Origin of the sequence: Jiella sp. M17.18 (genome assembly GCF_041027365.1) — a bacterium.
Lineage (GTDB): Bacteria > Pseudomonadota > Alphaproteobacteria > Rhizobiales > Rhizobiaceae > VKMB-3413.
The window spans coordinates 76,992-98,593 of the sequence record NZ_JBFTEH010000013.1; the positions used below are offsets into that span (position 1 = coordinate 76,992).

General features: G+C 69.4%; 20 protein-coding genes and 1 tRNA gene. 11 read left to right on the top strand and 10 right to left on the bottom strand.

The window, feature by feature from the left end:
- Window positions 1-49: 49 nt before the first annotated feature.
- Window positions 50-1,165: a 3-isopropylmalate dehydrogenase gene (gene leuB / locus AB5S17_RS20305; RefSeq protein ID WP_369242832.1), complete on the bottom strand. Its 1,116-nt coding sequence runs from the start codon at window positions 1,163-1,165 to the stop codon at window positions 50-52.
- Window positions 1,166-1,349: 184 nt separating this feature from the next.
- Here leuB and AB5S17_RS20310 point away from each other — a divergent pair, with 184 nt between their 5' ends.
- Together AB5S17_RS20310 and AB5S17_RS20315 are read left to right on the top strand one after the other, a co-directional pair.
- A complete protein-coding gene (locus tag AB5S17_RS20310) occupies window positions 1,350-2,000 on the top strand; it encodes an FMN-binding negative transcriptional regulator (RefSeq protein WP_369242834.1) in 651 nt (216 codons plus the stop codon).
- A 159-nt stretch (window positions 2,001-2,159) separates the two neighbouring features.
- Window positions 2,160-3,068, top strand: a complete 909-nt coding sequence (locus AB5S17_RS20315; protein WP_369242836.1) for a mechanosensitive ion channel domain-containing protein — start codon at window positions 2,160-2,162, stop codon at window positions 3,066-3,068.
- A 185-nt stretch (window positions 3,069-3,253) separates the two neighbouring features.
- Here the strand turns inward: AB5S17_RS20315 and AB5S17_RS20320 are convergent.
- Together AB5S17_RS20320 and AB5S17_RS20325 are read right to left on the bottom strand one after the other, a co-directional pair.
- Window positions 3,254-3,329 (bottom strand) — tRNA-Ala (locus AB5S17_RS20320).
- Between the two features lie 191 nt (window positions 3,330-3,520).
- Complete coding sequence (locus tag AB5S17_RS20325; RefSeq protein ID WP_369242838.1) at window positions 3,521-3,898, bottom strand: TIGR02300 family protein; 378 nt, start codon at window positions 3,896-3,898, stop codon at window positions 3,521-3,523.
- A gap of 281 nt (window positions 3,899-4,179) precedes the next feature.
- On the opposite strand from AB5S17_RS20325, the gene aroA reads away from it, so the two are divergent.
- The 5 genes from aroA to AB5S17_RS20350 all read left to right on the top strand — a co-directional run bounded on the left by aroA (window position 4,180) and on the right by AB5S17_RS20350 (window position 10,240).
- Entirely contained in the window at window positions 4,180-5,547 is a 1,368-nt protein-coding gene (gene aroA, locus AB5S17_RS20330) for a 3-phosphoshikimate 1-carboxyvinyltransferase (RefSeq protein ID WP_369242840.1), read from the top strand.
- Window positions 5,548-5,557: 10 nt separating this feature from the next.
- A complete protein-coding gene (locus AB5S17_RS20335; protein ID WP_369242842.1) occupies window positions 5,558-6,016 on the top strand; it encodes a hypothetical protein in 459 nt (152 codons plus the stop codon).
- Window positions 6,013-6,648 carry a (d)CMP kinase gene (gene cmk, locus AB5S17_RS20340; protein ID WP_369242844.1) on the top strand — a complete coding sequence of 212 codons (636 nt, stop codon included), beginning with the start codon at window positions 6,013-6,015 and terminating at the stop codon, window positions 6,646-6,648. The genes AB5S17_RS20335 and cmk overlap by 4 nt, the downstream gene beginning before the upstream one ends.
- A gap of 274 nt (window positions 6,649-6,922) precedes the next feature.
- A complete protein-coding gene (gene rpsA / locus AB5S17_RS20345) occupies window positions 6,923-8,626 on the top strand; it encodes a 30S ribosomal protein S1 (RefSeq protein ID WP_369242846.1) in 1,704 nt (567 codons plus the stop codon).
- 237 nt (window positions 8,627-8,863) lie between these two features.
- Window positions 8,864-10,240 carry an HD-GYP domain-containing protein gene (locus AB5S17_RS20350; protein WP_369242848.1) on the top strand — a complete coding sequence of 459 codons (1,377 nt, stop codon included), beginning with the start codon at window positions 8,864-8,866 and terminating at the stop codon, window positions 10,238-10,240.
- A gap of 146 nt (window positions 10,241-10,386) precedes the next feature.
- On the opposite strand, the gene AB5S17_RS20355 is transcribed toward AB5S17_RS20350, so the two are convergent.
- Window positions 10,387-10,665 carry a DUF2312 domain-containing protein gene (locus AB5S17_RS20355; RefSeq protein ID WP_369242850.1) on the bottom strand — a complete coding sequence of 93 codons (279 nt, stop codon included), beginning with the start codon at window positions 10,663-10,665 and terminating at the stop codon, window positions 10,387-10,389.
- Window positions 10,666-11,137: 472 nt separating this feature from the next.
- Here AB5S17_RS20355 and AB5S17_RS20360 point away from each other — a divergent pair, with 472 nt between their 5' ends.
- Together AB5S17_RS20360 and AB5S17_RS20365 are read left to right on the top strand one after the other, a co-directional pair.
- Complete coding sequence (locus AB5S17_RS20360) at window positions 11,138-11,572, top strand: Fur family transcriptional regulator (protein WP_369242852.1); 435 nt, start codon at window positions 11,138-11,140, stop codon at window positions 11,570-11,572.
- A gap of 165 nt (window positions 11,573-11,737) precedes the next feature.
- Entirely contained in the window at window positions 11,738-13,141 is a 1,404-nt protein-coding gene (locus AB5S17_RS20365) for an SNF2-related protein (protein ID WP_369242854.1), read from the top strand.
- 167 nt (window positions 13,142-13,308) lie between these two features.
- Here AB5S17_RS20365 and hutC read toward each other — a convergent pair whose 3' ends face one another.
- From hutC to AB5S17_RS20395, 6 genes are all read right to left on the bottom strand, one after another.
- Window positions 13,309-14,097 carry a histidine utilization repressor gene (hutC, locus tag AB5S17_RS20370; RefSeq protein ID WP_369242856.1) on the bottom strand — a complete coding sequence of 263 codons (789 nt, stop codon included), beginning with the start codon at window positions 14,095-14,097 and terminating at the stop codon, window positions 13,309-13,311.
- Between the two features lie 12 nt (window positions 14,098-14,109).
- Window positions 14,110-14,958: an amino acid ABC transporter ATP-binding protein gene (locus tag AB5S17_RS20375; RefSeq protein WP_369242858.1), complete on the bottom strand. Its 849-nt coding sequence runs from the start codon at window positions 14,956-14,958 to the stop codon at window positions 14,110-14,112.
- Window positions 14,955-15,623 (bottom strand): amino acid ABC transporter permease, encoded by a 669-nt coding sequence (locus tag AB5S17_RS20380; RefSeq protein ID WP_369242860.1) that lies wholly within the window; start codon window positions 15,621-15,623, stop codon window positions 14,955-14,957. Before AB5S17_RS20380 ends, AB5S17_RS20375 begins: the two co-directional genes overlap by 4 nt.
- Window positions 15,620-16,261 carry an amino acid ABC transporter permease gene (locus AB5S17_RS20385; protein WP_369242862.1) on the bottom strand — a complete coding sequence of 214 codons (642 nt, stop codon included), beginning with the start codon at window positions 16,259-16,261 and terminating at the stop codon, window positions 15,620-15,622. The genes AB5S17_RS20380 and AB5S17_RS20385 overlap by 4 nt, the downstream gene beginning before the upstream one ends.
- Window positions 16,262-16,332: 71 nt before the next feature.
- Window positions 16,333-17,163, bottom strand: a complete 831-nt coding sequence (locus AB5S17_RS20390) for a transporter substrate-binding domain-containing protein (RefSeq protein WP_369242864.1) — start codon at window positions 17,161-17,163, stop codon at window positions 16,333-16,335.
- A gap of 196 nt (window positions 17,164-17,359) precedes the next feature.
- A complete protein-coding gene (locus tag AB5S17_RS20395; protein WP_369242866.1) occupies window positions 17,360-18,718 on the bottom strand; it encodes a formimidoylglutamate deiminase in 1,359 nt (452 codons plus the stop codon).
- An 89-nt stretch (window positions 18,719-18,807) separates the two neighbouring features.
- On the opposite strand from AB5S17_RS20395, the gene hutI reads away from it, so the two are divergent.
- Both hutI and hutH read left to right on the top strand, forming a co-directional pair.
- On the top strand, window positions 18,808-20,064 hold the full coding sequence (gene hutI, locus AB5S17_RS20400; protein WP_369242868.1) for an imidazolonepropionase: 1,257 nt from the start codon (window positions 18,808-18,810) through the stop codon (window positions 20,062-20,064).
- Window positions 20,061-21,599 carry a histidine ammonia-lyase gene (gene hutH, locus AB5S17_RS20405; RefSeq protein ID WP_369242870.1) on the top strand — a complete coding sequence of 513 codons (1,539 nt, stop codon included), beginning with the start codon at window positions 20,061-20,063 and terminating at the stop codon, window positions 21,597-21,599. The genes hutI and hutH overlap by 4 nt, the downstream gene beginning before the upstream one ends.
- Window positions 21,600-21,602: the final 3 nt, after the last annotated feature.

The following is a 21,602-nucleotide window of genomic DNA, read 5'->3' on the forward strand; positions in this document are numbered from 1 at the left end:
GGCGACGCCGGGCAGCATCACCGCCGGCGTGCCTTTATGCTGCTGTGCCTCAGGCGGCGAGCTTCGCCTTCAACCGCTCCGCCACCGCCGCGCCCATCTCCCGCGTGCCGACCTGACGGCAGCCGGGGGCCATGATGTCGCCGGTGCGGATGCCGTCGGAGAGCGTCTCGGCGATCGCCGTCTCCAGCGCATCGGCTTCGGCGATCATCCGGAAGGAATAGCGAAGGCCCATGGCGAAGGAGGCAATCATCGCCAGCGGGTTGGCGACGCCCTTGCCGGCGATGTCCGGCGCCGAGCCGTGGACGGGCTCGTAGAGCGCGCGGCGCGTGCCCGTCGCCGCGTCGACGGCGCCGAGCGAGGCCGACGGCAGCATGCCGAGCGAGCCGGTCAGCTGCGCCGCGACGTCGGAGAGCATGTCGCCGAAGAGGTTGTCGGTGACGATGACGTCGAACTGCTTCGGCGCCTTCACGAGCTTCATGCCGCCGGCGTCCGCCAGCTCGTGCTCCAGCCGGACCTCCGGATATTCCTCGCGGTGCACGCGGGTGACGACTTCCTTCCAGTAGAGGCCGGACTTCATCACGTTGCGCTTTTCCATCGAGGTGACCTTGTTCCCGCGGGTCTTCGCCAGGTCGAAGGCGGCACGGGCGATGCGCTCGATCTCGTAGGTCTCGTAGACCTGCGTGTCGATCGCGCGCTTCTGGCCGTTCCCGAGATCGACGATCTCCTTCGGCTCGCCGAAATAGACCCCGCCGGTCAGTTCGCGCACGATCAGGATGTCGAGCCCCTCGATCACCTCGCGCTTCAGCGACGAGGCGTCGGCGAGGGCGGGATAGCAGATCGCCGGTCGCAGGTTGGCGAAGAGGCCGAGATCCTTGCGCAGGCGCAGGAGCCCCGCCTCCGGGCGCTTTTCATAGGGAACCTCGTCCCATTTCGGCCCGCCGACGGCGCCGAACAGCACCGCATCGGAGGCGAGCGCCAGGTCCATCGTCGCGTCCGAGACCGGCGCGCCTTCCGCGTCGTAGGCGGTGCCGCCAACCAGCGCCTTCTCCGTCTCGAAACCGGCGCCGACGGTCTCGTTCATCAACGCGATCAGCCGCTCGACCTCGGCCATGATCTCCGCGCCGATGCCGTCGCCGGGAAGAAGGAGGAGCTTGCGCGATGCCATGGGAACGCCTGCCTGTGGGGAGCTGAAAGTGGACGTGGCATAGGATCTGTGCGCCGCCTTGGCAACTCCGGCAGGCTCTGCGGGAGGTTTGTCGCCGGGCGTTCGCCGATCGCGGCCGCGTCGACGCTCTAAGAAGGACGCGCTATGACAGTGGCGAGCGTCGCAGAGGAGACGAGAGGCCGCCATGTACATCCCGCCGCAGTTCGAGGAGACGCGCCGCGAGGTGCTCGTCGCGGCGATGCGCGAGATCCGTCTCGCCGGCCTGGTGACGGCCGACGGCGCGACCTACCACGCGACGCATGTGCCGGTGTTGGTCCGCGAGGACGGCGGGACGCTGACGCTGGAGGCGCATGTCGCGAAGGCGAACCCGCACTGGACGGCGCTCGATCGCCCACGGGCCTCGCTCGCGACCTTCCAGGGGCCGCATGCCTACGTCTCCCCCTCCTTCTATGCCTCCAAGCGCGAGCACGGGAAGGTCGTGCCGACCTGGAACTACGTCATCGTCGAGGCGCGCGGAACGCTCGAGGCGATCGCCGACGAGGACTGGCTGCTCTCCCATCTGGCGGCGCTGACCGAGTTCACCGAGGCGCAGCGTCCGGAGCCCTGGGCGACGTCCGACGCCCCGGACGGCTTCATCCGCAACCTGTCGCGCGCCATCGTCGGCATCCGCTTCACGGTGGAGACGCTCGCGGGCAGCTGGAAGCTGATCCAGCACAAGCCCGAGGCGGACCGGCGGGGCACGATCGACGGGCTCTCGGCCTCGGCACGCGGCGGCGACCGCGAGATCGCCCGGGCGATGGCGGCGCTGGCGAAGGGCGATCAGCCGGCCTCTTAACCGCGTCGTCGCGCGCCCGGAAAACTCCTCCAAATCGTCATAATCGGGAAAGCTTCGCTTAACCCTTCAGGCCGATATCTGACCGAACTTCACCCGTGTCGACGTCGCCGACCCGGCCGATCTTCGGCCGGCGGCGCACCCGTTCCGGAGGCGGTTTCGTTGCATTTCTTCATCCCCTCGCGGGTCGCGGACCACATCACGCTGACGCTGGTGCTCCTCGCTTCGGCGTTCGTGCTGCGCTGGATCGGCGAACTCCTGCTGACGCGGCTCTCCGACCCGGCGCTCCTGCGCCGCCGCCGCTTCACGCTGCGCACCGTCTGCAACATGGTGCTCGCCGTCGCGCTGCTGGCGATCTGGCTGTCGGAGATCCACGACATGCTGCTGTCGCTGACGGCGGTGATCGTCGCGATGGTCGTCGCGGCCAAGGAGCTGATCATGTGCGCCGCGGGCTCGATGCTGCGGCTCAGCGGCCACCTCTTCAAGGTCGGCGACCGCATCGAGTTCGCCGGCATCCACGGCGAGGTGATGGACCACGGCCTGTTCTCGACGACGATCATGGAACTGCCGTCGACCCATCACGGCCATGCCGGCACCGGCCGAACGGTCATGCTGCCGAATTCGGTCTTCCTGACGGGCGCGGTGCGGGTCGAGGCGCAGCCGCGGCACTACGCCCCGCATCGCTTCACCCTGACGCTGGAGACGCCGGTCCCGCCGCGCGACGCTGTGGAGGCGATCGAGGCGGCGGCGGAGGCGACGCTCTCCGCCGACCGGGACCTCGCGGCCCGCTTCCACCAGTTCGCCGCCCGCAAGTCCGGCGTCGAGATCGCCGGGCCCGCGACCGAGGTGATGGTCGGCACCACCGAGTTCGGCAAGCTGCAGTTCCACGTCGTCATCTACTGCCTGGTCAAGGATGCGCGGGCGCACGAGCAGGCGATCACCCTGGAAGCGCTGAGTGCGCTCGGCATCGGAGCCGCCGCACCGAAGCCGGCGGAAGCCAGGGCCTGGGCCGAGATCGCCAGGCAGCTGCGCGAGAGCGCAGGGAAGGCGCGCGATGTCGCGGCGGCTTGAACGGTTCGCCCGGGCCGGGCACGTCTTCCCAGGCTGAGCCCCGGCCTAATCTCTGGATGGGCGCACCAACGTAGCTTGCGAGAGTAGAAGGATCGCGTCTGCTCTTGCTCGCGCGTCCTGGCCGATCCGCTTGTATCGGGGAAGCAGACGCCCTGAGCCGTTGCAAGAAGGATGTCGAGAGAAGTTGGTGGAGCCAAGGGGGATCGAACCCCTGACCTCTACAATGCCATTGTAGCGCTCTCCCAGCTGAGCTATGGCCCCACGCGCCGGCTTGCCGGCGAAGCGGCGGCCCTGGGAGGCTCGCCGCGTGTGGCGGGTACTTACTGAAGCCCGCCCATAAGATCAAGCGGTTTTCTCAGGCGATCCGAAGCGTTTGCCGGCGTCGCCAAACCGTCATGCTGGCCGGCACCGCGGCGCCGCCATGCGGGCGCCGCGATCCGGCCGGTTCCGGATCAATCCTCGTCGTCGTCCCGGCCGCCGCCGATGATGTCGGAGACGTCGTCGTCGTCCTCGTCTTCCTCGAGGAAGGTGTCGTCCTCGGTGTCGGGCTCTTCGTCGTCGCTCTCGTCGACATCCGGCAGATCGCTGGAGTCGCTGTCGCTCTCGCCCTCTTCGACCTCGGACAGGGAGACGGTGTTCGGCGTCGTTTCGACCTCGACCGTCTCTTCCTCCTCTTCCTCCTCCGGCTCGGGGCGCGAATCACCCTCGAAGTAGGAGCGGGGATAGGACTTGCCCGTATAGGGGGAGACGATCGGATCCTTGTTCAGATCGTAGAATTTGCGCCCCGTCTCCGGGTCGATCCGCTTGGTTCCGAGTTCCGACTTTGCCATCACTGCCTCGTCATGCCTGCCATCGCGGCGCTGCGGGCCGCCGGAGCGGAAGGATCGGGAACATCACCCGTCCGCTGCGGAAACTGCCGCTGCGGACGCGTTCCCGCCGCACACCTGCCGCCGTCGCGCTCCGATGAAAATCGGTTGGTCCCTTACGGCCTTGCCCAGCCCTTGTCAAAGGCCTATTCGGGCCGGGAAACCGGCCTGCCGAAGCATGTCGGGCACGAGCAACCAATGTTGCGGCGCGCTTGCGGCGCGGCGAGGCGGACGGGGGGCAGGGCATGCATGAAAACGGAGCGGCGACGCGGCCCGTCCGGGCGGCGCGGTCGGGCGGCCTTTCGGGCCGGGTGCGCGTGCCCGGAGACAAGTCGATCTCGCACCGCGCTTTCCTCTTCGGCGGCCTTGCCGCCGGCACGACCCGCATCACCGGCCTGCTCGAGGGCGAGGACGTCATCGCGACCGGGCGGGCGATGCGCGCGATGGGGGCGCAGATCCGCAAGGAAGGCTCGGCCTATATCGTCGAGGGCGTCGGCAATGGCTGCCTTCTCGAGCCCGAGGCGCCGCTCGACTTCGGCAATGCCGGCACGGGCGCCCGCCTCACCATGGGCCTCGTCGGTCCCTACGATTTCGGCGCGACCTTCGTCGGCGACGCCTCGCTGTCGCGCCGGCCGATGGGCCGGGTGCTCGATCCGCTGCGGCTGATGGGCGTCCAGGTCGTCGGGCGCTCTGGCGACCGGCTGCCGCTGTCGATCCACGGGCCGCGCGCGAGCGCGCCCATCACCTACCGCGTGCCGATGGCCTCGGCGCAGGTGAAGTCGGCGGTGCTCCTCGCCGGGCTGAACACACCGGGGATCACCACGGTGATCGAGCCGGTGATGACGCGCGACCACACCGAGAAGATGCTGCAGGGCTTCGGCGCCGAGCTTTCCGTCGAGACGGACGGCGAGGGCGCGCGGCATATCGCGCTCGTCGGGCAGGGGGCGCTGAAGGCGGTGCCGGAGTTCGAAGTGCCGGGCGATCCCTCCTCCGCCGCCTTCCCGATCGTGGCGGCGCTGATCGTGCCGGGCTCCGACGTCACCATCGAGAACGTCCTGATGAACCCGACGCGCGCCGGCCTCGTCGAGACGCTGATCGAGATGGGCGCCTCTATCGAGATCCTCGACCGGCGGGACTCGGGCGGCGAGGCGGTCGCCGATCTGCGCGTGCGCGCGTCCGAGCTGAAGGCGGTCGACGTGCCGCCCGAACGCGCGCCCTTCATGATCGACGAATATCCCGTGCTCGCCGTCGCTGCCGCCTTCGCCGAGGGCACGACGCGGATGAACGGGCTCGACGAGTTGCGGGTGAAGGAGAGCGACCGGCTCGCCGCCGTCGCCGCCGGCCTCGCGGCAAACGGGATCCGGCACGAGGAGGGGCCGGACTTTCTGACCGTCACCGGCGATCCCCAGGGACGCGGCATTTCCGGCGACTATGGCGGCGGCCTCGTGACGACGCATCTCGACCATCGCATCGCGATGAGCTTCCTCGTCCTCGGCATGGCGACCGGCCGGCCCGTCACCATCGACGACGCCCGCATGATCGCGACGAGCTTTCCCGAGTTCGAGGCGATGATGACCGGCCTCGGCGCCGACCTGTCGACGGCGGACCGCTGAGGCGCCGGGCGTGGCGGCGGCGCTGACCCTTCTGCTCTTCCTGCCCATGGCGCTGATCTACGGGCGCTACCGGGCGCGCGTGCTGCGGGCCCGGCCGGGAACGCTGCGCACCCGTCTGACCACGCTGCTGCCGATGCCGGCGCTGCTGTCCGTATGTGCGGCGATCGCGGTGATCGGTGCGCGCGAGGACCGGGCGGCGGAGGCGGCGGCGCTGGCCGGACACCAGGCGCGCGCCAGCATGCTGACGACCGGCCACGTCGTCATCGACGCCGCGCTGCAACTCGCCCGCTGGCTCGGCGAACTGGAGCTGATCCTTTTCATGATCGCAATTCCCTTTATTCTCGGCGCGGTCGCGGCGGCCGCCATGCTGGTGCTCGAGGCCGCCGGCCGCCTGACGCTTCCCCCGCCGTCGCCCGCCGGAGCCGAGGCCGGTCCGGGCGAGGCATCGCGCGAGGAGTGGATCCGATGAGCCGCCCCCTGACCATCGCCATCGACGGACCGGCCGCCGCCGGCAAAGGCACGCTCGCCAAGCGGATCGCGGCGCGCTACGGCCTGCCTTATCTCGACACCGGCCTGCTCTATCGTGCCGTCGGAAAGCTCGCCTTCGACGCCGGCGTCGACCTCGACGACGCCGCCCGCGCGACGGACATCGCGAAGCGCCTGGAGTTCTCGCATCTCGACGATCCGGCGCTGCGCGGCCACGAGGCCGGCGAGCATGCCTCGCGCGTCGCCGTGCATCCGGGCGTGCGGGCGGCGCTGGTCGACTTCCAGCGCAGCTTCGCCGGCCAGCACGCCGGCGCCGTCCTCGACGGGCGCGACATCGGCACGGTGATCTGGCCGCAGGCCCGGGTGAAGATCTTCGTCACCGCTTCGGCCGAGGTGCGGGCGCGCCGGCGCACCGACGAGCTCCTGGCGAAGGGTCGGGCGGTGGACTACGACCGCATACTCGCCGAGGTGAAGGCGCGCGACGAGCGCGATGCCGGGCGCACGGTCGCGCCGCTGAAGGCGGCAGACGATGCGCACTTGCTGGACACCAGCGAATTGGATATAGACGGCGCATTCCGTGCCGCTTGCGAGGCGATCGAGAGGTCCCTGGCTTAGGCGTCGCGATGGCGAGGGCGGCTTCCCCGGGAAGTTCGCCCTTTTCGGTTATCGGCACCCGGCAGTCCAGCATCTTGCCTTGCCGCGGCCAAGAATCCTGTCCGGCGGTGGTTCCACGCGCCAACCGGGCCGCCGAGGGCGGCCCAGGGGTCCATCCGGGTTTCCGGCACGGGCCGGAACCGCCGGTGCCGGGCGAACGAAACGTTTGACCTGTCGGGGCAGTCATCCCCGTGGCGCTGCCTGCCGCAAAGCGGCGGGTCTTCAAGGAGAACGAATGTCTAGCCTCAACCCTTCTCGCGAGGACTTCGCCTCGCTGTTGGAAGCCTCGTTTCACGAGCAGGACGTTGCCGAAGGGATGGTCGTCAAGGGGACCGTCGTCGGCATCGAAAAGGACATGGCCGTCATCGACGCCGGCCTGAAGGTCGAGGGCCGCGTCGCCCTCAAGGAATTCGGCGCCAAGGGCCGTGACGGTGAGCTGAAGGTCGGCGACACCGTCGAGGTCTATGTCGAGCGCATCGAGAACGCCCTCGGCGAAGCGGTCCTCTCGCGCGACAAGGCGCGCCGCGAGGAAAGCTGGGTCCGCCTCGAGGAGAAGTTCAACAAGAACGAGAAGGTCGAAGGCCAGATCTTCAACCAGGTCAAGGGCGGCTTCACCGTCGACCTCGACGGTGCCGTGGCCTTCCTGCCGCGCTCCCAGGTCGACATCCGTCCGATCCGCGACGTCGGCCCGCTGATGAACACGCCGCAGCCCTTCCAGATCCTCAAGATGGACAAGCGCCGCGGCAACATCGTCGTCTCGCGCCGCACCGTCCTCGAGGAGAGCCGGGCCGAGCAGCGCTCCGAGATCGTCCAGAACCTCGAAGAGGGTCAGGTCGTCGAGGGGATCGTCAAGAACATCACCGACTACGGCGCCTTCGTCGACCTCGGTGGCATCGACGGCCTGCTGCACGTCACCGACATGGCATGGCGCCGCGTCAACCATCCGACCGAGATCCTGCAGATCGGCCAGACCGTGAAGGTCCAGATCATCCGGATCAACCAGGAAACCCACCGCATCTCGCTCGGCATGAAGCAGCTCGAGGCGGATCCCTGGGACGGCATCGGCGTCAAGTACCCGATGGGCGTCAAGGTCACCGGCCGCGTCACCAACATCACCGACTACGGCGCGTTCGTCGAGCTGGAGCCGGGGATCGAGGGCCTCATCCACGTTTCGGAAATGTCCTGGACGAAGAAGAACGTCCATCCGGGCAAGATCCTCTCCACCTCCCAGGAGGTCGAGGTGGTCGTGCTCGAGGTCGATCCGAACAAGCGGCGCATCTCGCTGGGCCTCAAGCAGACCCTGCAGAACCCGTGGGAAGCCTTCCGCGACAAGTTCCCGATCGGCACCCAGGTCGAGGGCGAGGTCAAGAACAAGACCGAGTTCGGCCTGTTCATCGGCCTCGAGGGCGATGTGGACGGCATGGTCCATCTCTCCGACCTCGACTGGAACCGTCCGGGCGAGCAGGTGATCGAGGAGTTCAACAAGGGCGACCTCGTCAAGGCTCAGGTCCTCGACGTCGACGTCGAGAAGGAGCGCATCTCGCTCGGCATGAAGCAGGTCGGCGGTGATCCGTTCGTCGAGGCGGCCGAGGCCGGCGAGATCCGCCGCGGCGCGATCGTCACCTGCGAGGTCACCGAGGTGAAGGACGGCGGCCTGGAAGTGAAGATCGTCGATACCGATCTCACCTCCTTCATCCGCCGCTCCGATCTCGCCCGCGACCGCGACGAGCAGCGCCCCGAGCGCTTCCAGGTCGGCCAGAAGGTCGATGCGCGCGTGACGCAGTTCGACAAGAAGGCCCGCCGGGTCGGCGTGTCGATCAAGGCGCTGCAGATCGCCGAGGAGAAGGAAGCCGTCGCGCAGTACGGCTCGCAGGACTCCGGCGCTTCGCTGGGCGACATCCTGGGCGCCGCGCTCAAGGGCCGCGGCGACGAGGAATAAGCCTCGCGCTGACCGCCGGCGCCTCCGGGCGCCGGCAACGCACGGAACAGCAAAGCCCGCGGCGAGCGATCGCCGCGGGCTTTTTCTTGGCGCGCGGGCGGCCCCGCCGCTTGTGCGCGAGGCGTCTTACGGAAGCGTGATCGCGCTTCGGTCGGCCGCTTCAGTCGAAGTTTACGGATCGCGTGGTTCTCTCGGCGTCCGCATCGATGGTCGGTGCGGCAATCGCCGGCGCCGCCCATGTCCATCGCACCCGAACCCGTCTCCCTCCGCCTCGCCGAGATCCTCGGCGCGCTGTCGGAGGCGCTCGACCTCACCGAGGGCCAGCCCCCCGGCCACTGCATGCGCTGCTGCTATATCGGCGTGCGCCTCGGCGGCGTCCTGCACCTCACGCCGCGCCAGACGGGCGAACTCTACTACACGCTTCTCCTGAAGGATCTCGGCTGCTCGTCGAATGCCGCGCGGATCTGCGAACTCTATCTCGCCGACGACCTCGGCTTCAAACAGGGCTTCAAGGAGATCGACGACAGCCTGGCCCACGTCCTCAAGTTCATTCTGCAGCAGACCGGGCTGAAGGCCGGTCTCGCCGAGCGGTTCCGCACGCTCGTCAACATCGCGCGGAATGGCGGCGCGATCGCGCAGGAACTGATCGAGACGCGCTGCCAGCGCGGGGCGGCGATCGCCCGGAAGCTGCGCTTCGGCGAGGCCGTCTGCAGCGGCATCATGAGCCTCGACGAGCACTGGAACGGCGGCGGCCGCCCGGCCGGGCTCGCCCGCGAGGCAATCCCGCTGTTCTCCCGCATCGCGCTGCTGGCCCAGGTGGTGGACGTGTTCTTTCAGGCGAAGGGCCGGGAGGCGGCGCTTGCGGAGGTGCGGGAACGGTCCGGCAGCTGGTTCGACCCGGCGCTGGTCGCCGCCTTCGAGGCGCTCGCCTGCGACGACGGGCTGTGGGAGACGCTCTCCTCGCGGTCACTTGCCGAACAGGTGCTGGCGCTGGAGCCGCCGCAGGAACGTCTCGGCGCCGACGAGGACTATCTCGACGACATCGCCGAAGCCTTCGCCGAGGTGGTCGATTCCAAGAGCCCCTACACCTCCGGCCATTCGGAGCGCGTCGCGCTGTTCACCGACATGATCGCCGAGGCGATGGAATACGATCCGGAACATCGGCGGCGGCTGAAGCGGGCGGCGCTCCTCCACGACATTGGCAAGCTGGGCATTTCCAACGCCATCCTCGACAAGCCGGGCAAGCTCGACGCGGCGGAGTTCGCGCAGGTGCGCAGCCATCCCGTCTATTCCGAGATGATCCTGTCGAAGATCGCGGCCTTTTCCGAACTCGCGACGATCGGCGGCGCCCATCACGAGCGGCTGGACGGCAAGGGCTATCCGAGAGGCCTGACGGCGGAGGCGATCGGCCTCGACACCCGCATCGTCACCGTCGCCGACATCTTCGACGCCCTGACGGCCGACCGGCCGTACCGCGCGGCCATGCCGCTGTCGCAGGCGCTGGCGACCCTCGATGCCGATACCGGCACCGCAGTGGACGGGCAGGTGGTCGCGGCCCTGCGGCGCGCCCTGAAGAAGCTCGACGCCGAAGAGGTGGCACAGGCGGCGGCCTGACCGCGGGCCGTGCCGTCCGCAATCAGCCCTTTCGAAACACCTGCGAGGGCACCGGCACCGGATGCGGGGCTCCGGCGCGGTGTGCCGGGAGGCGCCGGGCCGGGCGCGGCGCTGCCGCCCCGCCCGACGATCGGCTGCGCTGCCGCTCAGGCCGCCTTGGCGGTCTCTTCTGGAACGGACTGGTCCATGGCGCGCATGTAGAGGTCGAGCAGCGACTCGTGCTCGTCGCGCTCGTCCTTGTCCTGCTTGCGCAGCTTGATGATCTCGCGGATCACCTTGACGTCGAAGCCCTCGCCCTTGGCCTCGGCGAAGACCTCCTTCTTGCCCTCGTTCAGCTCGGCGATCTCGGTGTCCAGCTGCTCGATGCGCTCGACGATGGAGCGGATGCGCCCGCCCGCGATCATGGCCGTGTCGGTGTCACTCATGGTTGCTCCTTGGTGAATGGCGAGGCGCAAGATGAGCCGAGTTCGTTATCGCGGGCTTAACGGCGGCAGCTGATCCACAGGGCGATCCCGGGGGTGTGGATCGCCCTGGTCGGCACGTCCGATGCGCGGTCGGCGGCGGCGGGAGGGGGCAGGCGCCGGGCTTGGACCGAAGCGCCGGAGGACGCGCGGCGCCGGTGCCCCGTGCCGCGGACCGTCCCTGGCGCCGCGACGAGTTGCGTTACGTTGTAACGGGTGCCATATCAGGATTTCGAGCCTGCGCGGCCGGCGCGGACGCGTCTTCCGTTCCGCCGGACGGCGCGGCAGCCGGCGACTCGCCAGGTGGCGATGCAAGCACGCCATCTCCGGCGCGAGCCAGACGGTGGCGCAGGGCGACGCGTTCCGGCGCCCGGCCGACTGCGCGTCGCGAGAATCGTCACGCGTGCAGGATCCGCAGTGGCCGAAGGGGCAGGGCATGACCGACGAGACGCATGCACACGATCAGACTCATCGCCATGAGCGCCCGCTGACCAAGAACCAGGCGCTGGTCATGGGGGTGCTCGACGCTGCCGACGGGCCGCTCAGCGCCTACACGATCCTCGACGCTCTGCGCGAGTCCGGGTTTCGCGCGCCGCTGCAGGTCTACCGGGCGCTCGACAAGCTCGTCGCCTTCGGCATGGTGCACCGGCTGGAGAGCCTCAACGCCTTCGTCCCCTGCCGGCATGACGACGGCGCCGCCCACAAATCCGCCGCCTTCACCATCTGCGAGAGCTGCGGCAAGGTGACCGAGATCGCCGATGCGGCGCTGACCGCGCGCCTGGAAGCGCTGAGCGCCGAGAGCGGCTTTTCGCTGCGCCGCACGACGGTGGAACTGCGCGGCCTCTGCGAGGACTGCCGCAAGGCGGCTTGAGACAGTCCGCGAAACTGCAGAGGCTGCGTCCGTTTCGGGAAGCCCCATTCCTGCCCCCGGTCCCGCCTTCGTCCATTCTTCCAGTGCCCCGGGCATATCCCCCGCGCGATCCCGAACCCCAGACGACCCGAGAGAAGCTTGTCCCCGATCGGTCCAGACCCCGCCGTGGCGCGCGTGTTCCTTCCGCGTCCGCATCAGATCGACGCCTGTCACGCCATTCTGTCGGCGCGCCGGGGCGGCCGGCCGGGCTTTCTGCTCGGCGACCTGACGGGCCTCGGCAAGACGCTGTCGGCCTGGACCGCGGTCAGTGCCATGCCGGACCCCGAGGTGCTGATCATCTGCCCGAAGGGGGCGATCCCGCAGTGGCGGCGCACGATCGCGGGCTCGCCTGCGACGGGCAAGACGGTCACCATCATCAATTTCGAGCGGACGAAGTCGCTGATGGCGCCGCCCGCCGCCAGCAACCGGCGCTCGACGCGGGCGAAGAACAACGAACTGGCCAAATTCGGATCGCTGAAGCGGCGGTGGCCGCTGGTGATCGTCGACGAGAGCCACCGCATCCGCAACCCGTCCTCCCAGCAGGGCCAGGTATGCCGGCATGTCGCGGCAGCCGCCGAGTTCACGATCTACATGAGCGCGACGGCCGGCCAGTCGCCGCACGAATTGTCCTATCTCGGTCGGCTGCTCGCCGTGGCGGCGGGCGGATCGTCCGGTGACATGGACGACTTCCGCGCCCTGATGAAGCGTCTGAAGATCGGCCGCGCAAAGGGACGCTGGAAAAACTGGAGCTGGGAGCCGAACGAGACCGACCGGCAGGTCATGGCGGCGCTCCTCTACAAGGGGGCCGACGCGATCGGACTGCGCCGCCGGCCGGAAGACATCGCCGGCTGGCCGGAAGTGCAGCGGGAACTGGCGCCGACGGCGCTCGATGCCGAGGCAAAGCGCCTTTACGACGCCACCTGGCGCGAGTTCCGGCGCGAACTCGGCCTTGCCGGCGGATCGACACGCCGCCCGACGGGATGGGCGGCCGACCTTCGCTTTCGCCAGAAGGCCAGCCTGATCCGCGCGAAGGGCACGACCGACTTCGTCGACGATCTCCTCGCAAACGGCCAGCAGGTTGCGGTCTCTGTCGCCTTCCTCGAAACCAGCGCGATGCTGGCCGACAGCCTGCGCGGTCACGGCTGGAAGGTCGGCGAGATCAATGGCGAGCAGTCGGGCGAAGCCAACGAGAGGACGCGCGTCGCCTTCCAGACCGGCGCGCTGGACGTGGTGATCTTCACCGTCACGGAATCGATCTCGCTGCACCGGGGCGAGATGGCGGGCGGCGACAGGGAGCGCTCGCTCGTCGTCCACGACATGCGCCACAGCGCGATCCAGCTGCAGCAGATCGAAGGCCGCTGCCATCGCGACGGCCAGCGCGCGGTGATCTACTACGCCTATGCCGAAGGGACGGTCGAAGCGAAGATCGCCGCCATCGTCATCGCGCGCATGACGTCGATGGACGGCATGGCCGGCGATGACACCGCCCTGCTCGAGGAGATCGCGGAGGAACTCGGCCTCGCGGCCTGACCGCAACGTCGCTGGGGGCCGCGCCGGTCCGCCGCGAGGGCGTCAGAACGACCGGCCTGCCATGGCCTTGAAAGGATGCTCGGGTCTCCCGGCTTGCGGCGCACCGGCCCTGCCAAGGGGTCCCGTCTGCAGCATCGCGCGGCCTTCGTCGCCTCGTCGAAGCGTCCTCATCCCGCCGTCGGCGCGAAACGCGCGACGACCTCGTGGCCGTCGCCGGGATAGGTCAGCCGGACGAAGGTGATCGGCCGGTCCTGATCGAAGGTGCGGCGTTCGACGACGAGGCAGGGCGCGCCGGCCGGAATGAGCAGCGCCGCGGCGGCGTCCCGGTCGGCGCCGGCGGCGCGGATGCGGTGCTCGGCCGACGACCAGGGAATCTGCGCGACCAGCCAGGCGCCCGGAGAGATGGCGGAGAAGTCCGTCGCCTCGGCCTGCGGCACGGCGGAAAGGTTGATGATCCGCTCCTCCAGGCAGAAGGGCTGGCGGGCGGCGAAATGCCGGCAGGCGATGTCGAGGAGCGGCGAGCCGGCGGCAACGGCGAGATGCGGCTCGTCGGACGTCGTCGCCGGGCGCACGGCGCGGTGCATGATCTCGAAGTGGTAGGGGAGTCCGAGATCCTCCACCTCGCGGCGGATGTCGAAGATCTCGAGGACGGCGGAATGCGAATGCGGCCGCTTGACGAAGCTGCCCGCCTTCTTCCGCCGCTCGATCAGCCCTGCGGCGGCGAGCTGCGTCAGCACCTTGTTGACGGTCATGCGCGAGCAGCCGTAGTCGGCGGCGAGATCCTGTTCGAACGGGATCTGCGCGCCCGGCGGCCAGGCGCCGGAGAGGATCTTGCCCTCGATGTCGGCGCGGATCGTCCGGTGCAGCGAGAGCTTGCCGCCCGCCCTGCCACCGGGCGCCGCCGTCCGGGCCCGCCGCTCTGCCGTCACCCGGCGCTCTTCCGCTTCTCGGGCCATGGATGCTGGAGCCTAGAGCAGCGTCGCCGCGCCGCGGTCGAGATAGGTCTCGAGGAACTGCGCGAGGCGCGGATGGCGCGGTTCGCCGAACACCTCGCGCGGCGACCCGTTGAGCAGCAGCCTGCCATGGTCGAGGAAGGCGATGCGCTGGCCGACCGTCGCCGCAAAGCCGATCTCGTGCGTGACGACGAGGAGCGTCATCCCGGACGAGGCGAGGTCGCGCATGACGTTGAGGACCTCGCCGGTCAGCTCCGGGTCGAGCGAGGCGGTCGGTTCGTCGAAGAGCAGGATTTCCGGGTCGAGCGCCAGAGCCCGCGCGATCGCGACGCGCTGCTGCTGGCCGCCGGAGAGTTCGGAGGGATAATGCGCCGCGCGATTGGCGAGGCCGACTCGGGTGAGCTGCGCCATGCCGCGCTCCTCGGCATCCTTGCGCTTCATCTTGCGCACGGTGACGAGCGCCTCGCAGACATTGCCGAGCGCCGTCATGTGAGGCCAGAGGTTGAACTGCTGGAACACCATGCCGATGCGCGAGCGCACGGTCCGGATCGCCTGCGGGGAGAGCCGCGTGCGCTTGCCGTCCGGCCCTTCCGCAAAGCCGAGCGGATCGCCGTGGATGGCGATCGTGCCGGTGGTCGCCTCTTCCAGGAAGGCGATGCAGCGCAGGAGCGTCGACTTGCCGGAGCCGGAGGGGCCGATCAGGCAGGTCGTCGCACCGGCCGGCACGGAGAGGTCGATCCCCTGCAGAACCTCGGTGGCGCCGAAGCGCTTGGTGACGCCTTTCACGTCCACGGCCGGAACGGCGTCGGCGGTCTGCGAGGCCGGGTCGCCGGCGCGGACGGGGGAGGGGGCGGTGGAATTCATGATGCGGCGAACCTGAACTTGGAGAGCCTCGCCTCGGCGAGCCGGCCGAGGAAGCCGCAGATCTCGACGAGCACCCAGTAGATGATCGCGAGCAGGAACATCGCGTCGACGAAGGCATATTGCTGCGAGCCGATGGCGCCGATCACCATGGTCATCTCCGGCACGGTGATGATCGACAGGATCGCCGTCTCCTTGATGAGGACGATCGCCATGTTCACGCATTGCGGCAGGACCAGCATGGTCATCTCGGGGAGGATGATGCGCCGGAGGATCTGCGCGCGGCTGAGTCCGGCCATGTCGGCGGCCTCGACATGGCCCTTCGGCACGGCCTGAAAGCCCGCCCGGAAGATCTCGGAGAAATAGGCCGCGGCATAGACCGTCAGCCCGAGCAGCCCCGCCGGGATCGGCTCCAGCCTGAGGCCGATGAACGGCCCGCCGAAATAGAGCAGGAACAGCTGCACCAGGAAGGGCGTGCCGCGCAGCATCTCGACGCAGAGCTTCAGGAGCCAGTCGAGCGGCGCCGGGCCGTAGCGCCGTCCGACCGCGACGAGGAAGCCGAGCGCCGCGCCGAGGAGGGTCGCGACGATCCACATCCACAGCGTCACCCAGAGGCCGGACAGGATGTCCGGCATCTGCTTCAGGATCAGGCCGAAGTCGAGGCTCATGCGCGATGCGTCCGCGTCAGGCGTTCGGCGAGCGCCCCGCCGCCCGCCAGCGTCCAGCAGATGACGAGGTAGAGCCCGCCGGCGACGGAATAGAACAGCAGCGGCTTGTAGGTGCTGGCGGCGAGGTTCTGCGCCATCCGGGTCAGTTCGATGACGCCGACGACGGAGATCAGCGAGGAGGCCTTGAGGATCAGGATCGCCTCGTTGACGAGCGCCGGCAGGGTCAGGCGGAAGGCGATCGGCGCGCGGATGCGGGTGAGCTGCTGCCAGGGCGAGAGCCCGACCATGTCGGCAGCTTCCAGAAGACCCTTCGGCACCGAATTGAAGCCGCCGCGCAGGTTCTCCGCCTGATAGGCGGCGGTGCACAGCGACAGGCCGAGGATCGCCGCCACGACGCTCGGCACCATGATGCCGATCTGCGGCAGGAGGTTATAGATCAGCAGCAGCTGGACGAGCAGCGGCACGCCGCGGAAGAAGCTGATGAACACCGTCGCGGGGGCCGACAGCAGCCGGCTCGTCGACAGCTTGGCGGCGCAGACCAGAAGGCCGAGGGTGAGGCCGATGGCGATCGAGATGCCGCTGAGGAGGACGGTGTAGCCGGCCGCCCAGAGCATCAGGTCGAACAGTCGCCAGGACATCGGCAGGCCTTGTCGTCAGTCGCAGGACGGCCGCACCTTTCGGGGAGGCGCGGCCGGAGTTCGATCGGGGTTCAGACCTTCGGCGTCGGCACGGTGTCGGGCGTATCGAAGGTGGTGCCGAACCACTTCTCCTGAAGCTTGGCCATGCTGCCGTTCTTCTTCAGCTTCAGGATGGCGGCGTCGACGGCGTCGATCAGCGACTGGTCCTCCGGCTTCTTGGTGCCGATGTAGCCGAAATAGCTGGGCTGGCCGAAGGCCGGCTTGACGACGGCGAAGGTGTCCGGCTGCTTCTGCGCCACGAAGGCGATGTTCGGCAGCGAGTTGGCGACGGCGACGATGCGGCCGGCCGCGAGATCGGCATAGGCCTCGTTGTAGCCGACATATTCGCGCGTCTCGACCGGCTTCGGCAGCGTCTTGCCATAGTCCTGCAACTGCTTCAGCTGCGCCGTCGCCTTGCCGGCGCCGACGAGCTTGCCGGCGATGTCCTCGGGCTTCTGGATCGTGTCGTCGCCGGCCCGCTTCAGGAGGGCGACGGTCGCCTCGGCGATCGGAACGGTGAAGCGGTAGCGCTCGACGCGCGCCTTGGTGATCGTGGCGGGGCCGGCGACCATGTCGAACTGGCCGGCTTCGAGCCCGGGCAGAACGCCGTCCCAGGGCAGCGCCACCCACTGGATCTTGACGCCGAGCTCCTTGCCGATCTCGTCGAACAGGTCGACGTTGAGCCCGGCATGGGCGCCCGTCTCGTCGATGAAGTCGAAGGGCGCGAAGGCGGTCTCGGTGCCGACCTTGAGCACGCCTGCCGACTTCACCTTCGCCAGCGTGTCCTCGGCATGGGCCGCGAGCGGCAGGCCGAGCGCCAGCGACAGGCCGAGGATCGCCTTCATCAGGAAGCGTTTGTTCATGCCGGGATCTCCGTTGGGGTGGAAGCTCGAACGCGGAGCCGATCGCCGCGCCGATTAAGTCTAGACATAAGCAAGCCCGATCCGTTCAGTGTGTCAAGATTTGAGCAGAAGCGGAAGAGCGAAAATATTGATCAGGCGGAGGCGCCGGCACAAGTCCGGCAGCCTTCAATCCTGCCGTGCGGCCGGCGCTCGGCGATCACGGCCGCGACGCCAGCCGTGTCACCGCCTCGCGGAACCCGGCAAGGACCCTCTCGCGCGCATGATGCACGCCGCCGCTCACGCGCTTCTCGCCGCGCACCCAGACGCCGTCCACGGCCGGGCGCGAGGCGCCGAAGATCCAGGAGTCGAGGATGGCGTCGCCGGTCCGGCCGATCAGCGCCGGATGGTCGGCGTCGAGCGAGACGAGATCGGCCGGCGCGCCTTCGGCGATCGCCGCAGCCGGGCGTCCCAGCGCCTGCGCCCCGCCGGCGAGCGCGGCCTCGAACAGCGCACGGCCGGTCGAGGCGCCGGGCTCGGCGAGGACGTTGCGGCTGCGGCGGGAGAGGCGCTGGGCGGTTTCGAGCTGGCGGAGCTCGTCGGTGACGCCGATCAGGATGTTGGAATCCGACCCGACGCCGAAGCGGCCGCCCGCATCGATGAACTCGCGGGCCGGAAAGAAGCCGTCGCCGAGGCTCGCCTCGGTGAGCGGGCAGAGGCCGGCGACCGCGCCGCTCGCCGAAAGCCGCGTCGTCTCGTCGTTCGTCATGTGCGTCGCATGGATCAGGCACCAGCGCTCCGACAGGTCGGCCTCGTGAAGCAGCCATTCGACCGGCCGCCTGCCCGACCAGGCGAGGCAGTCCTCGACCTCCTTCACCTGCTCGGCGGCATGGATGTGCATCGGCGCGTCCGGCCGCAGGGCGGATGCGAAAGCCAGCTCGTCCGGCGTGACCGCGCGCAGGCTGTGTCCGGCGACACCGAGGACGCCGCCGGGAAGGCCTGCCACGGCAGCCTCGCTGGCGTCCACGAGACGCGCGAAGGTGTCGCGGTCGCAGATGAAGCGGCGCTGGCCGGGATTGGGCTCCGCGCCGCCGAAGGTCGAATGGGCGTAGAGCACCGGGATCAGCGTCAGGCCTATTCCGGCCTCGCCGGCCGCCGCCGCGATCGCCTCGGCCATCGCCCCGACGGCCGCATAGCGCAGGCCGTCATGGTCGTGGTGGAGATAGTGGAACTCGCCGATCGCGCCGAAGCCTGCCTCCAGCATCTCGACATAGAGCTGCGCCGCGACCGCCATGACGTCGTCCGGCGTCATCGTCAGGGCGAAGCGATACATCGTCTCGCGCCAGACCCAGAAGGTGTCGACGCCGGGACCGCGGATTTCGGCAAGGCCGGCCATCGCGCGCTGGAAGGCGTGGCTGTGGACGTTCGGCATCGCCGGGATCAGGATCGCGGCTCGCTCGTCGCCGGGAGCCGCGTCGGCGCCGGTGACTGCGGTGATCCGGCCGCCGTCGAGGAGGATCCGGACGTTCTCGCGCCAACCCTCGGGCGTCAGCGCGCGTTCGGCATGGATGGTCATCATCTCGGGCTCCTTCGGCGGCGATCCGGCTTGCGAGGCGGGATATTATGTCTATACATGATGAAAAGCGAGCCTCCGACGAAAGCTGCGCCATGGCCCCGATCGAACCCGACGAACCCACGGCCCCCACAGTCTGGCGCAATGCGCGCCTCGCGACCATGCGGGCGGACCGCTCCGGCCTCGGCATCGTCGAGAACGGCGCCGTCGCGGCGGCCGGCGGGCGCATCGTCTTTGCCGGGCCGGAGGCGGATCTGCCGGCGGATATCGCCGGCAAGAGCCAGGTGGTCGACTGCGAGGGCCGCTGGATCACGCCCGGGCTGATCGACTGCCACACCCATCTCGTCTGGTCGGGAAACCGCGCCAAGGAGTTCGAGCTGCGGCTCGAGGGCGCGAGCTACGAGGCGGTGGCGAAGGCCGGCGGCGGCATCGTCTCCTCGGTCAAGGCGCTGCGTGCGGCGGGGGAAGAGGAGCTCCTCGCCGAGACGCTGCCGCGGCTCGATGCGCTGATCGCCGAAGGCGTCACGACGGTCGAGGTGAAGTCCGGCTATGGGCTGGACCTCGCGAGCGAGGCGAAGGCGCTCAAGGCGGCGCGCCGCCTTTGCGAGGAGCGGCCGGTCTCCGTGCGCACGACCTTCCTCGGCGCCCATGCGCTGCCGCCGGAGTTTTCCGGCGACAAGGCGGGCTTCATCGCAAAGGTGGCGGACGAGATGCTGCCCGCCATCGCGGCGGACGGCCTCGCCGATGCCGTCGACGGCTTCTGCGAGGGCATCGCCTTCTCTCCGGACGAGATCGCCCGCGTCTTCGACGCCGCCAAGGCGGCGGGCCTGCCGGTAAAGCTGCACGCCGACCAGCTGTCCGATCTCGGCGGTGCGGCGCTCGCCGCACGCTACGGGGCGCTGTCGGCCGACCATCTGGAATATACCGGCGAGGCGGGAGCCGAAGCGATGGCGGCGGCGGGGACGGTCGCCGTGATGCTGCCCGGCGCCTTCTATTTCATCCGCGAGACGAAGGTCCCGCCGATCGAGGCTTTCCGCCGGCACGGCGTGCCGATGGCGGTCGCGACCGACTGCAATCCCGGGACGTCGCCGCTGACCTCGCTGCTCCTGACGATGAACATGGCCGCGACGCTGTTCCGCATGACGGTCGAGGAATGCCTTCTCGGCGTCACCCGCAACGCCGCGCGGGCGCTCGGCCTGCAGGCCGAGACCGGGACGCTCGAGGCCGGCAAGTCCGCCGACCTCGCGATCTGGGATATCGGGAGCCCCGCCGAACTCGTCTACCGCATGGGCTTCAACCCGCTGCACGCCCGCATCTGGCAGGGCCGGATCTGGAAAGGGGCCGGACGATGAGCGAAGTTCTGGTTCTGACGCCCGGCGCCGTCTCGCTCGCCGGCTGGCGCGCTATCTATCGCGGCGCGACGCCGGCGCTCGATCCGGCGGCCACCCCGGTCATTGAAGCGTCGGCCGCCGCCGTCCGCCGGATCCTCGAGCGCGGCGAGCCGGTCTACGGCATCAACACCGGCTTCGGAAAGCTCGCGAGCGTCAGGATCGGCGACGGCGATCTCGAAACCCTCCAGCGCAACATCGTGCTCTCGCATGCTGCCGGCGTCGGGGAGCCGATGCCGGTGGCGGTCGCGCGGCTGATGATGGCGCTGAAGCTGGCTTCGCTCGCGCAGGGCGCCTCCGGCGTGCAGCTCGATACCGTGCGGCTGCTCGAGGCGATGCTCGCCAAGGGCCTGACGCCGGTGGTCCCCTGCCAGGGCTCGGTCGGCGCCTCCGGGGATCTCGCCCCGCTCGCCCACATGACGGCGGCGATGATCGGCGTCGGCGAGATGTTCGTCGGCGGTGAACGCAAAGCGGCGGACGCGGCGCTGCGCGAGGCGGGTCTCGAACCGCTGACGCTCGGGCCGAAGGAGGGGCTGGCGCTCCTCAACGGCACGCAGTTCTCGACCGCCAATGCGCTGGCGGGCCTGTTCGAGGCCGAGCGGCTGCACCAGTCCGCCCTCGTCACCGGCGCGCTGTCGACCGATGCCGGCCGCGGCTCCGACACGCCGTTCGACCCGCGCATCCACGCGCTGCGCCGACACGCCGGCCAGATCGAGACCGCGGCGGCGCTGCGCGCGCTGATGGAGGGTTCGGCGATCCGCGCCTCGCACCGTCTCGGCGACGAGCGGGTGCAGGACCCCTACTGCCTGCGCTGCCAGCCGCAGGTCATGGGCGCGGCGCTCGATCTCCTGCGCCAGGCCGCGACGACGCTCGCGACCGAGGCGAACGGCGTCTCCGACAATCCGCTGATCTTCGCCGACGAGGACGAGGCGCTGTCCGGCGGCAATTTCCACGCCGAGCCCGTCGCCTTCGCCGCTGACATGATCGCGTTGGCGCTTTGCGAGATCGGTTCGATCGCCGAGCGGCGCATCTCGCTGCTGGTCGACCCCGTCCTGTCGCTGCTGCCGGCGTTCCTGACGCCGAAGCCCGGCCTCAACTCCGGCTTCATGATCCCGCAGGTGACCGCCGCGGCCCTCGTCTCGGAGAACAAGCAGCGCGCCACCCCCGCCAGCGTCGATTCGATCCCGACCTCGGCCAACCAGGAAGACCACGTCTCCATGGCCGCGCACGGCGCCCGGCGGCTGCTGGCGATGGCCGAGAATCTGTCGAACGTCGTCGCCATCGAGCTCCTCGCAGCTGCGCAAGGGTGCGACCTCATCGGCGGCGGCCTCGCCTCCAGCGCGCCGCTCGAAGCCATCCGCCGCCTGGTGCGGTCGAGGGTGCCGATGCTTCAGGACGACCGGCACTTCTCGCCCGACATCGAGGCCGCGGCAGAGCTTGTCCGCTCCGGTGCGCTGACCGAGGCCGTCGCCCCGCTGACCCTTCCGACGCTCGCCTGAGGA